Here is a 12,618-nt window from a genome sequence, read left to right on the forward strand (position 1 = left end):
TGCGCTGATAGATCCGCTGCAGACGTTGTCAGCCAGCGCTGCTGACAGAGAATCTTATTCGGCGTGATTTTGAGTATTTACCAGGGGTTACAGAGATGTCGATGCATTTTCCGGTTAAACGATCGCGTCTGTTCTGCGCGCTCGCCATGTTCCTGCCACTAACCTCGATGGCTGAGGATACTTTGGTTGTCACTGCCAAATCTGCCGATACGGCGGAGGCGGCGACACAGGGCTATCAGGCTACGACCAGCCAGGGGGCGACGAAAACGGACAGACCGTTAGCCCTGACGGCCCAGTCGATCTCGGTAGTGACTCGGCAGCAGATGACCGATCAGAATGCCCAGACGGTTAACGATACGCTGAAATATGCTCCAGGCGTCTTCACCAATTTTTCCGGTGGCGCCACCCGCTATGACACCATTGCATTGCGCGGTTTTCATGGCGGTGACGTCAATAACACTTTCCTTGATGGCCTGCGTCTGTTGAGTGACGGTGGCACTTATAACGCCTTGCAGGTTGATCCCTGGTTCCTGGAACGTGTCGACGTCATCAAAGGACCCTCTTCGGTGATGTATGGGCAAAGCATTCCGGGTGGATTGGTCGCGCTGACATCCAAGCGGCCTCAGTTCGCCACGGAAGGGCACGTTAACCTGATGGCAGGCAACAATAGTACTCAGGGCGGCGCCTTCGATGTGACCGGACCGCTGTCTGAACAGTGGGCTTACAGGCTGACCGGCATGACGCGCAGCAGCGAAACCATGTACGACCATCAGCGTGAAGAACGCTATGCCGTCGCCCCCTCATTGCTGTGGCAGCCGGATGAAAATACCTCGCTGTTGCTCAAAGCCTACCTGCAGAAGGATCCTTCCGGCGGTTACCACAGTGCCGTGCCGGCCGATGGCAGCCTCTATTCCAGCTCGGGCGACAAACTGGGGCGCGGATTCTTTGACGGTGAGAGCAGCCGGAATGTGTTCAAACGCTGGGAGCAAATCTACAGCTATGCTTTCTCCCACAGTTTTAACGACGTCTGGTCTTTCCGTCAGAATGCCAGTTACACCCATTCCAATGTCGAGTTGCAACAGGTGTATCAGATTGGCTGGAATGACGATCACCGTTTGCTGAACCGTTATTACAGCGGTTCTGCCACTTCGCTGGACGCCTTTGCCGTCGATAACCAACTGGAAGCCGACTTTACCACCGGGGCGCTGGATCATAAGGTCATGCTGGGGCTGGACTACCAGCGCTTTCGCAATAATTTGTGGGAAGAATCTGCCGGCGCATCGCAGCTGAATCCTTATACCGGTGTGTCCGGCGGGGCGGCGTTAACCGGCCTGACGCATACCGACTCCAGGCGCCACTACGAGCAGAGCGGCGTATATCTGCAGGATGAAATCAACTTACAGAACTGGTATCTGAACCTGTCCGGCCGCTTCGATCGTATCGAGTCTAAAAATACGACGCTCAATACCGGCACCAGCGATGTGCGCAGCGATGATAATTTCAGCGGCCGTGCCTCCTTGTTGTATCACTTTGATAACGGTCTTTCACCTTACGCCAGCTACAGTACGGCGGTAACGCCTGAGGCGCTGCCCGATCAAAACGGACACATGCTGAAACCGAGCACCAGTGAGCAGTATGAGGTGGGGTTGAAATATCAGCCGCCAGGCAGCTCATCGATTTACAGCGTGGCATTGTACGATTTGACGCAGAAAGACGTTGCCAACCGGGTGGTGCAGCAAAGTTATTATCTGCCGGCCGGCAAAGTGCATTCGCAGGGGATTGAACTGGAAGCGCGCAGCAAGATCAGCGAACGTTTCGATCTGATTGCCGGCTACAGCTACAACAAGGTGAAGTTTAAAGACGCGATCGATGGCAACAACGGCAATACGCCGTATCTGGCCCCTGACCATATGGCTTCTCTGTGGGGTAAATACGCGGCCGGATTCGGCGTGGATCTTGGCGCTGGGGTGCGTTATATCGGCAAGCAGTGGGCAGACAATGAAAATACGCTGCGCATTCCTTCGGTGACGCTGGTGGATGCCTCAGTGAGGATGAATTTGGGCAGCGTGAACCCATCAATGAAAGGCGCCTACGTTCAGTTGAACGTCAATAATCTGACCGACAGGAAATACGTCGCGGCCTGTTATGGCACCGGCTATTGCTATTGGGGGGCGGAGCGTTCTGTGATGGCTACCCTAGGGTACGATTTCTGAGGAAAGGCAGTATCGCCCCGTCGCTTTGCCGACGGGGCGGTTTTACATTGCTAGAACAGGGAGAAAAGCAACACCACCGGCAGGCTTAGCGGCCAGGTCAAACCAATCGTCAACGCGCTGATAAAACGAATTTTGATGGTATCCCGGCTGACTAAATAGGTAAAAACCATAGAAACTAAAAGGCCTATTAAATAGAAATATTGTGTCGCAACCCACAGCGGTGACATGAAACCTATCCCAGTTGTATTTTTAAGCCGCGAATTCTAGGGGCTTAATTCCACATAATCAATGCTTATTAGTTGTTTATTTAGTTTATTATTTATAACCACATTATTAATGCTGCTATTGGGCTCTGACGTGCAAGGGACGGCTCCTGTTGGCGATAATGGGATAAATCAGGACATAGGTTTACCCGCGAGGGAAACTCAGGAATCTTCGGTGGGGGAAATTGTTCGGCGGCCGTATTGGCGAAGCGGAAGAACATAATTCCCCACTGCTCGCGGTTGCCCAATTAATCGGATAATTTGAAAGCCTTTGGCAGATATAATATGTTGGTAGGCCCTGGAGAAAGTGAGGAGAGAGTATGAGTTTTTGGCGAATCGTATTTACCATTATTCTACCGCCGCTGGGTGTGTTGCTTGATAAAGGTATCGGCGGGGCTTTTATCCTCAACATTATCCTGACTGTGTTGGGCTATTTCCCTGGATTGATTCATGCCTTCTGGATCCAGACTAAACAGTAGTGGCGCCATCATCTGGCCCAGCCGTTTTGCACTGGGGGACATGTTCATGTAGTCCGAGACTCTCAACCCTGGTATGCGTTCGCATGCCGGGGTTTTTTTACGCCGTTCCGCCGTCTAATAAATGTTGAGGCCGTAGACAAACAACCATGAAAAAAGCATCGCCAACAGACTTACGATGAAAAGGATGGAGATCATTTCCTTCACGTGAAAATTCCCTTTTGATGTTTGGTACTTTTACTTCCCATTGTTTTTACATGGGATTTTATATCCTAATGGGTAAAAATCCTAGTTTTAAAGTGGTTTTCATGCTGATTTGCAACTGCGTTTAGGTTTGGTTATGGGAGGTGTCTGCGTGGGCATGTCATCAGACATCTGGGAAATGACGCGGGGTGAATGGAACGTCAGGAGGAGGTGCAGCCAGCCGCGTTAACTATTCGTAGCTATTGCCGGAATCTGCTGGGGTGAACTATATATCATAGGTCTAAACGGCGTTTGACCTTGCACAGGCGGGCCGGCGTAACGCCGTCATCTTAAAGAAGGAATCAGGTATGAATACAAAACCTACAGTAGTCCTGGTGCATGGATTTTGGGGTGGGGCCGCGCACTGGAGTAAGGTGATTAGCGAATTGTCACGTAAAGGTTATCACTCGATACACGCCGTAGAAATGCCGCTGACATCGTTGGCCGATGATGCCGAGCGTACGCGCAAAATGGTGGCTCAGCAGGCAGGGCCGGTTTTGTTGGTTGGTCATTCGTATGGTGGTGCGGTTATTACCGAAATGGGTAACCAACCCAACGTGGTCGGGCTGGTGTATATCGCCGCCTTTGCGCCGGATGCCGGGGAAAGCCCTGGTGGTATCACGCAGGAACATCCTCCGGAGGCTATGGCTAATCTGGTGCCGGACAGCGACGGTTATTTATGGATTAAACCGGACAAGTTCCATGAAAGCTTCGGCCAGGATCTTTCCTCTGATGAGGCTCTGGTGATGGCGGTGACGCAAAAGGCTCCGCTGGCAAGCACCTTCGGTAACGTTATCAATGAGCCTGCGTGGAAGCACAAACCTTCCTGGTACCAAATTTCCAGCGACGACCGGATGATCTCGCCTGAGAATCAGCAGCGCATGTCGGCCCGGTTGAACGCTAGAAAAGTGATTACGTTGAATGCCAGCCATGCGTCGCTTGCCTCGCACCCACAAGAAGTGGTCGCTTTGATTGATGAAGCGGCGAGCACCTCATGAAATATCCTTACCAAGGCCTTGCAACAGCGGTTTTTTGCCGCAGGCCGCTTAAACCGGTTTGCTGTGTTCGGCCGCATGCATCGCCAAATAGGCTTTAAGATTCTCGTCGTTAAAACCAAGCACGCCAAGGATCGCGGCCATAAAGCTGACGGGCGCGGTGCCGGGCGCGGTGATGACGCGTTGATCGGCAACGGCATAAGGCACATCCTGATAGTACGCGGCTCCCGCATAGTTCAGTTGCGACAGATTTTCCGCTGAATTGGAAGTATGGCGGAGATTATCGAGCACGCCCGACTGTGCCAATACGCGAGTTCCATCGCAAATACCGGCGACGACGATGTTTTTTCGGTGAGCCTCGGCGACCAACGCGGTGATGTCTGGCGCCTGTCCACTTTGCCATGCCGTGCCGCCGCAGACGATCAACAGGTCTACCTCGTCGAGGTTGATGGCTTCAATGGATAGCTGCGGGGTAACAAGCATCCCTCCAGAGGAAACGATGGGGGTGGCTTTGGGCGAAGCAAAACGGGTATCGAAACCGTAATAGCCTCGACAAGTGGAGTTGATCAGAGCGGTTTCCCAATCGGAAAAATTATCGGTAAGAACAGTTATGGCACGTGTCATTGGCGTGTATTTCCCTATGAGGTTGAAATGGCCCGCGGAATTGTTTGCCGCAGGATACCAAGTTTAATGGGTGCTACTGTCAATTTCTGGCAGGGGTGATTTTTCCTGGCGTTAAAAAGATCCCGCACGACGGCGGGATTAAGGGATGATAGCTAGCTATTGGATTTATTCTGGTTATGAGGTGGTGTGAACCTTCAGAAGGTGACACTAACCCACGTAAACTTTATGGACAAGTGAAAGGTTCAAGGTGTTGTATGTATCAGAATATCCTCAAAGAGGGTTTTACGCGGTGGTGGGGCGGCTTGTAAGCGTTACTGTTGGACCACGTCCTTGTGGATAGTCGTCCTAACGTCGTTTCCGCTTGGTGTTGAAAGTACTTGTTCTTCTTTGCCGCCAATAGAGGACAAAGGAAAATACGACAACTGCCATCAAAACGACGATGATTGCGATTGGAAGTAGTTCCATAGCTCTCACCTAAGATTGCAATTTGGCAATCCATTAAATAGGAATATTCCTAATACAGGCAATGAGTAACGCGTAAAGAAAACGTAATTAGGATTTACCTTAGCGCTGATTGTGCTAATGGCAAGAAAGACTAGGATGGGAAAAATGATTTTTCGCCTTGCGACAACGCAGGATATTAATGTGTTGATCGGTTTTGATACCCTTGCATCGCATGATCTGCACCGTCACACCGAGATCCGTGAGTGGTGCGAGGCCGGTGTCTGCCATGTTGCAGAGCTTGCTGGTGAAATAGTGGCTTATGGCGTGCTGCACTATCACTTTTACGGTTATGGGTTTATCGACATTCTTATGGTCGATGAGCGGTTCCGACGCAGAGGCGTGGGGCGAAAGTTACTCGAACAATTAAAATCGCTTTGCGAGCGGCCCAAGCTGTTTACCTCAACTAACGGTTCGAATTTACCCATGAAGAGGCTGTTACTGGAAGCCGGCTTTACTGAGAGCGGTTGTATTGAAAACCTGGATGAAAACGATCCTGAGAGGGTGTTCTTTTTTCCTGTAAAAGGAACAGCCAGCTAACAAGATTAACTGGCTGTTTTAATAAATATTATGCCGTTTGCTTATGGAAAAGCTCGCGGAATACCGGATAAATATCGTCCGGCTCGCGGATATGCTGCATGGCAAAGTTATCGAATTTGGCCTGCAGGTCTTCATATTCACGCCACAGCGTCTGGTGGGCACGGCGGGTGATTTCAATGTAGCTGTAATAACGCACCATCGGCAGCAGTTTTTTTGCCAACAGTTCGTGGCACAGCGGTGAGTCATCGGCCCAGTTATCGCCATCCGAGGCTTGTGCGGCATAAATGTTCCATTGAGCCGGGTCGTAACGATCTTCAACCACTTCATTCATCAGTTTTAGCGCGCTGGAAACGATAGTGCCGCCGGTTTCCTGCGAGTAGAAGAACTCCTGTTCATCCACTTCCTTCGCCTGGGTGTGGTGGCGGATATACACCACGTCGACGTTTTTATAGGTTCTGCTCAGGAACAGATAGAGCAGGATATAGAAACGTTTAGCCATGTCCTTGGTTGCCTGATCCATGGAGCCGGAAACGTCCATCAGACAAAACATTACCGCCTGGCTGGAAGGTTCAGGACGACGTTCATAGTTTTTGTAACGTAAATCAAAAGTATCGATAAAGGGCACGCTTTCGATTTTTTTGCGCAGTTCGGCAATTTCTTTGCGCAGCCGCTCCTCTTCCAGCAATTGCACCGGCTCGGTGTTTTCCAACTGGGTGAGCTCGCCTTCCAGCTCATGCAGGGCACGCCGCTTTCCGGCAGTCATAGCGGTACGTCGCGCCAGTGAGTTTTGCAGCGAACGCACCACACTGATATTGGCCGGCACGCCGTTGGCGGTGTAGCCGGCCCGATGAGTTTTGTACTCGGTAAGCTGCTTATACTGATTTTTTTTCAGGTTCGGCAGCGCCAAATCTTCAAACAGCAGATCAAGGTATTCGTCTTTGGATATCTGAAAGACGAATTCATCCTCGCCTTCGCCATCCTGGCTGGCGTTTCCCTGACCGCCACCCCCGCCGCTGCCGCCGCCCTGAGGGCGCTCGACACGGTCATTCTGCACAAAATGGTCGTTACCGGGATGAACGCGGTGGCGAGTGCCACCGCGGCCTTGATGAAACATAGGCTCGTTGATATCGCCATTGGGGATTGAAACCGACTCCCCGCTGTCCACGTCGGTGACCGAACGCTTGTTGATGGCTTCGGCAATCGACTGTTTGATTTGCGACTTGTAGCGGCGCAAGAAGCGCTGGCGGTTCACCATGCTCTTGTTTTTGCCGTTAAGCCGTCGGTCAATAAAATACGCCATACTTCCCCCAAACGACGTTGCCAACTTTCTACGCCATCTCCATGACGCTAATTCTCATTAGCTGTTATGAAGACTTTCTGACCCGCAGATACCATTCACACAGCAGGCGAACCTGTTTGCGGGTGTAGCCTTTTTCCATCATGCGGTCGACGAAGTCGTCATGTTTCTTCTGCTCATCCGTTGAGGTTTTAGCGTTAAACGAAATCACCGGCAGCAACTCTTCGGTGTTCGAGAACATTTTCTTCTCGATCACGGTACGCAGCTTCTCATAACTGGTCCAGTTAGGGTTACGGCCACTATGATTAGCACGGGCACGCAGCACGAAGTTGACTATTTCGTTGCGGAAATCTTTCGGATTGCTGATGCCGGCCGGTTTTTCGATTTTTTCCAGTTCAGCGTTCAGGGATTCGCGATCGAACAGCTGGCCGGTATCCGGATCACGGTACTCTTGATCCTGGATCCAGAAGTCTGCATAGGTCACGTAGCGGTCAAAAATGTTTTGACCGTATTCCGAGTAGGATTCCAAATAAGCGGTCTGGATCTCTTTACCGATGAATTCGGCGTATTTCGGGATCAGATAGCCTTTCAGGTGTTCCAGATATTTTTCCGACTGATCCTGCGGGAACTGTTCACGCTCGATCTGCTGTTCCAGTACGTAGAACAAGTGCACCGGGTTGGCGGCTACCTCGGCGTGATCGAAGTTGAATACCCGCGACAGGATTTTGAACGCGAAACGGGTGGACAGGCCATTCATGCCCTCATCGACCCCTGCGTAGTCGCGGTATTCCTGGTACGACTTGGCTTTTGGATCGGTGTCCTTCAGGCTTTCACCGTCATAGACGCGCATCTTCGAGTAAATGCTCGAGTTTTCCGGCTCTTTCAGGCGAGAGAGCACGGTAAAGCGTGCCAGCGTCTCCAGCGTACCGGGGGCGCAAGGTGCATGGGTCAGTTCACTGTGATCAAGAAGCTTGTCGTAGATTTTCATCTCTTCCGACACCCGCAGGCAGTACGGCACCTTGACGATATAAACGCGGTCGAGGAAGGCCTCGTTGTTTTTGTTGTTACGGAAAGTCACCCACTCGGATTCGTTGGAGTGAGCCAGAATAATCCCGCTGAACGGCAGGGCGGAGATGCCTTCGGTACCGTTGTAGTTACCTTCCTGGGTAGCCGTAAGCAGAGGGTGCAGCACCTTGATCGGCGCTTTGAACATCTCTACGAACTCCATAATCCCTTGGTTGGCACGGCACAGAGCGCCTGAATAACCGTAGGCATCCGGATCGTTCTGGGCGTGGTTCTCCAGTTTACGGATGTCCACTTTACCGACCAACGCAGAGATGTCCTGGTTATTCTCATCACCGGGTTCCGTTTTGGCGATGGCTATCTGTTCCAGAATGGAAGGGCGCACTTTCACTACTTTGAATTTGGTGATGTCGCCACCAAATTCATGCAGGCGTTTTGCGGCCCACGGCGACATGATAGTGCCGAGGTAGCGGTTCGGGATGTTGTATTCTTTTTCCAGAATATTGGCATCTTCCTGCGGATTAAACAGGCACAGCGGATGGTCGTTGACCGGGCTGCGTTCGCCGTTGGCGCTCAAAGTGTAAATCGGCACGCGTTGCATCAGCGCTTTCAGACGTTCTGCCAGCGATGATTTCCCGCCGCCCACCGGGCCCAACAGGTAAAGAATTTGTTTCTTCTCTTCGAGCCCCTGCGCGGCGTGTTTCAGGTAAGAAACTATTTGTTCTATAGCTTCTTCCATACCGTAGAACTCTTCGAAAGCCGGATAGCGTGCGATCACGCGGTTGGAGAACAGGCGTGACATGCGTGACTCAAGCGCGGTGTCGACCATAACAGGTTCACCGATAGCCATTAGCAGACGTTCGGCCGCATTGGCATACGCACTGCGATCTTGCCGGCAAATGGTAAGAAATTCCTGCAGTGTGAACTCTTCGTCCTTGGCAGCTTCATAGCGCTGGCGATAGTGGTCAAATATGTTCATGATGCCCGTCCTTTTCGTTATTAGCACAGGTTAAAGGGAGCTGGTGATAGTGTTTTGGCTCCCGAAAGAAGAAGTTATTACCTGAGTACAGCAACCCGTATGCCAACTTGATACGCTTATTATCGCGAGTTGCGTTGTATTGCCACTGGGCTCAGGATAAATTCGCCTTCTGATTAAGCTTAGTTGGCATACCGGAAAATTTCCTGCGTCATAAAAAGCTTTTTTTAAGTCATATCAATGACTCAGTTGTGACAAGGATGAGCAAACGCCTTGTCTGGCGCGGCTTGCGGCAAAAAACGTCATTGTTCCGCCATGATTAATTCATATTTCTGATCTAACTTATTCGATCTTGGTTGTTTTCTATTGTAAAGATTAGGCGCGTAACGGCATTTTCACATAAACTAAGTCGGCAATTAACTCTGTTATTTATGGAAAAAGAACCAGTGAAAAATTTTCAACTCAAAACGTTAGCAATTGTCGCTTCCGCAATGGTTTTTGCGCAAAGTGCTCAGGCAGGAACCTGGTCACTCGGTGCTGCAGCGCTGGTTAGCCCTGACGTGTACCGTGGTTATAAGACTCGCGTCTATCCGATGCCTGTCATTAACTATGAAGGCGACGACTTCTACTTCCGCACGCTGACAGCCGGTTACTACCTGTGGAAAGATCAGGAAAACCAACTGAGCGTAATGGGTTATTACTCGCCGTTTGGTTTTCGTCCCGGCGACAGCGATGACGACCGCATGAAGCGTCTGGATAAACGACGCGGCACGCTGATGGCTGGCCTGGCTTATACCCATAATGCCGATTGGGGCTCGATCCGCTCCACCTTTACCGGTGATACTCTGGACAACAGCAACGGTCTGGAAGCGGATGTCGCTTATCTCTACAAATTCGATTTAGACGCCTTGACCCTGATTCCTGGTGTGGGCGTGATGTGGAACAGCAAAAACCAGAACAAATACTACTACGGTGTCAGCGATAACGAATCTCGCCGCAGTGGTCTGGACAGCTACAAGCCGGGCGACAGCTGGGCACCTTACGTTGAACTGAGCGCCAATTATCAGATCAACAAGGACTGGGATGCTTTCTTCACCGGGCGTTACATCCAGCTGTCTAGTGAAGTGAAAGACAGCCCAATGGTGGATAAATCTTACACCGGGTTGCTGATGGCAGGTGTGAGCTACAGCTTCTAAAAGAAAATTGCACGAATATTGTGCAATGACTGCATCATAAAGGGGCGCTTGCGCTCCTTTTGCACATCTGTGGTGCGCGCGTAGTGTGCGTTAAGTGTGGGCATAACGCGGGTATAGTGCGATATGTCGTTCGAGGGGGGCAAGGGGGGAAACAGGGCGACTGGCTCGCCGCCCTATAAGCGTCAAGCCTTTTTACGGCTGCGGAAGGTTACCGCCAGCCGGGCTGGTTGTTCGCCAGCGGCCACCAACGGCTTACTGACGCGGCCGGTTTCCACGCAAACCATGGTTTTATAACCGTCATTCGCCATGTCTGCCATGCTGCAGGACAGCTCCACGCCTGGGTTCCAGGCAATCACATCGCTCATATGATGGTGATGAACCTCAATGGTGCGTTGCAGAGAAGGATCTTTGATCAGGCTGAAAGCGTCCGGTTGAGTATAGACCCGATCGGTTTGACCAATAAATACCAGGTCTCCGGTCTGACGAGCTTCTGCTCCACCGGCCACTTTGTCGATATAAGGTTCGCCGAGGCCCGCCACTTTTACTTGTTCAATATCCCCAATCTGGAAATAAGTATGCAGCGCTGCGGTAGCCTGATAGTCGCCGTGTGACTCCAGCTCAATCTCGCATTCTTCACCCAGCTTGAAACGGGCAATCAGCGTAAAGGCATGCGGCCAAAGCTTGCGGGTTTGCTCATTGTCTTTCAGGGTAAAGGTCAGAATGACACCGTTGTCGTCTTCATCGTGCGCAGTCAGGTTCCAGGGCTGATTGCGGGCGAAACCGTGCGAGGGTTGCGCTACCGGGCCAAACCAGGGCCAGCAAATAGGCACACCGCCGCGAATGGCGCTGCCTTTTTTAAAGGGGGTATTGTTGCTCAGCCAGATAACCGGCTTATCACCGGCAGGTTGCCAGGCTAACAGGTGTGCGCCTTGCAGCGCAACGGCGGCGCGGACTTTCGGGTGGGAGACGATCACTACCGGCAGTTCTTCGAGCTGACGTTGACTGATGTAAGGTGAAATTTGTTCGGTAACGGGCAGGGTGAAAATTTTTTCGTTCATTAGGTTGCCTTTAGTTCGCCGCAGAAACAAAAAAAGGGCGACAAAAAATGTCGCCCCTCATTATCAGCTTTCCATCATTCCATTATTTGGAGATGTGAGCGATCAGATCCAGAACCTTGTGGGAGTAGCCAGTTTCGTTGTCGTACCAGGAAACCAGTTTCACAAAGTTGTCGTTCAGCGCGATACCCGCTTTGGCATCAAACACGGAAGTCAGGATTTCGCCGTTGAAGTCAGTAGAAACCACTTCGTCTTCAACATAGCCCAGAACGCCTTTCATAGAGCCTTCAGAAGCGGCTTTGATGGCTTTCTTGATTTCTTCGTAGGTCGCTGCTTTTTCCAGACGAACGGTCAGGTCAACTACAGACACGTTTGGAGTTGGAACGCGGAACGCCATACCGGTCAGTTTGCCTTTCAGTTCTGGCAGAACGATGCCAACTGCTTTAGCTGCGCCGGTAGAAGAAGGGATGATGTTCTGGGATGCGCCGCGGCCGCCGCGCCAGTCTTTATGAGACGGGCCATCAACGGTTTTTTGAGTAGCGGTGGTCGCGTGAACGGTAGTCATCAGACCTTCGACGATGCCGAAGTTGTCGTTGATAACTTTAGCCAGCGGAGCCAGGCAGTTGGTGGTGCAAGATGCGTTGGAAACGATATCCTGGCCAGCATATTTTTCAAAGTTTGCGCCACGTACGAACATTGGGGTCGCATCTTTTGAAGGGCCGGTCAGAACAACTTTCTTAGCGCCTGCAGTGATGTGTTTACGTGCAGTTTCGTCGGTCAGGAAGATACCGGTCGCTTCTGCAACAACGTCAACACCCACTTCGTTCCACTTCAGGTTAGCCGGGTCTTTCTCTGCGGTAACACGGATGGTTTTGCCGTTAACAACCAGATGGCCGTCTTTGACTTCTACAGTGCCTTTGAAACGGCCGTGAGTAGAGTCAAATTTCAACATGTAAGCCATGTACTCTGCGTCCAACAGGTCGTTGATTGCAACGATTTCGATGTCAGAACGTTCTTGAGCAGCACGGAAAACAATGCGACCGATACGGCCAAAACCGTTGATACCTACTTTGATAGTCATATATTCCACCAGCTATTTGTTAGTGAATAAAAGGTTGGTTGTAAAATTACAAAAACCTTACCAAGCGTCAAGCGGAATCGTGTCAATTCTTGCTGCAAATCAAATCACGGGGCTTGATCTGCTTGCTTATTGCAC

Annotated in this window: 11 protein-coding genes; 5 read left to right on the top strand and 6 right to left on the bottom strand. The window is 51.2% G+C overall.

The features are described from left to right. The first annotated feature begins 95 nt into the window (after nucleotides 1-95). Entirely contained in the window at nucleotides 96-2,213 is a 2,118-nt protein-coding gene (locus ACUTSW_RS02020; RefSeq protein WP_445583539.1) for a TonB-dependent siderophore receptor, read from the top strand. Nucleotides 2,214-2,263: 50 nt separating this feature from the next. On the opposite strand, the gene ACUTSW_RS02025 is transcribed toward ACUTSW_RS02020, so the two are convergent. Then, nucleotides 2,264-2,440, bottom strand: a complete 177-nt coding sequence (locus ACUTSW_RS02025; protein ID WP_004945419.1) for a GhoT/OrtT family toxin — start codon at nucleotides 2,438-2,440, stop codon at nucleotides 2,264-2,266. A gap of 356 nt (nucleotides 2,441-2,796) precedes the next feature. On the opposite strand from ACUTSW_RS02025, the gene ACUTSW_RS02030 reads away from it, so the two are divergent. Continuing rightward, a complete protein-coding gene (locus ACUTSW_RS02030) occupies nucleotides 2,797-2,955 on the top strand; it encodes a YqaE/Pmp3 family membrane protein (RefSeq protein WP_004945416.1) in 159 nt (52 codons plus the stop codon). A gap of 548 nt (nucleotides 2,956-3,503) precedes the next feature. Beyond that, entirely contained in the window at nucleotides 3,504-4,193 is a 690-nt protein-coding gene (locus ACUTSW_RS02035; protein ID WP_445583540.1) for an alpha/beta hydrolase, read from the top strand. A 48-nt stretch (nucleotides 4,194-4,241) separates the two neighbouring features. On the opposite strand, the gene ACUTSW_RS02040 is transcribed toward ACUTSW_RS02035, so the two are convergent. Then, complete coding sequence (locus ACUTSW_RS02040) at nucleotides 4,242-4,814, bottom strand: type 1 glutamine amidotransferase family protein (RefSeq protein ID WP_445583541.1); 573 nt, start codon at nucleotides 4,812-4,814, stop codon at nucleotides 4,242-4,244. Between the two features lie 609 nt (nucleotides 4,815-5,423). On the opposite strand from ACUTSW_RS02040, the gene ACUTSW_RS02045 reads away from it, so the two are divergent. After that, nucleotides 5,424-5,855: a GNAT family N-acetyltransferase gene (locus tag ACUTSW_RS02045; protein WP_445584436.1), complete on the top strand. Its 432-nt coding sequence runs from the start codon at nucleotides 5,424-5,426 to the stop codon at nucleotides 5,853-5,855. Between the two features lie 28 nt (nucleotides 5,856-5,883). Here the strand turns inward: ACUTSW_RS02045 and ACUTSW_RS02050 are convergent, their stop codons facing one another. Then, nucleotides 5,884-7,155, bottom strand: a complete 1,272-nt coding sequence (locus ACUTSW_RS02050) for a YeaH/YhbH family protein (RefSeq protein WP_445583542.1) — start codon at nucleotides 7,153-7,155, stop codon at nucleotides 5,884-5,886. 64 nt (nucleotides 7,156-7,219) lie between these two features. Beyond that, nucleotides 7,220-9,154 (bottom strand): protein kinase YeaG, encoded by a 1,935-nt coding sequence (gene yeaG / locus ACUTSW_RS02055; RefSeq protein ID WP_006325823.1) that lies wholly within the window; start codon nucleotides 9,152-9,154, stop codon nucleotides 7,220-7,222. Nucleotides 9,155-9,582: 428 nt separating this feature from the next. On the opposite strand from yeaG, the gene ACUTSW_RS02060 reads away from it, so the two are divergent. After that, entirely contained in the window at nucleotides 9,583-10,347 is a 765-nt protein-coding gene (locus tag ACUTSW_RS02060) for a MipA/OmpV family protein (RefSeq protein ID WP_434460342.1), read from the top strand. A gap of 182 nt (nucleotides 10,348-10,529) precedes the next feature. On the opposite strand, the gene ACUTSW_RS02065 is transcribed toward ACUTSW_RS02060, so the two are convergent. Continuing rightward, nucleotides 10,530-11,405: a D-hexose-6-phosphate mutarotase gene (locus ACUTSW_RS02065; protein ID WP_062871045.1), complete on the bottom strand. Its 876-nt coding sequence runs from the start codon at nucleotides 11,403-11,405 to the stop codon at nucleotides 10,530-10,532. 82 nt (nucleotides 11,406-11,487) lie between these two features. After that, the gene (gapA, locus tag ACUTSW_RS02070; RefSeq protein WP_004945391.1) at nucleotides 11,488-12,483 is read right to left on the bottom strand and encodes a glyceraldehyde-3-phosphate dehydrogenase; all 996 of its coding nucleotides are present in this window, start codon (nucleotides 12,481-12,483) and stop codon (nucleotides 11,488-11,490) included. Nucleotides 12,484-12,618 lie beyond the last annotated feature (135 nt).

The sequence above is a fragment of the Serratia sp. TSA_198.1 genome (assembly GCF_052686505.1).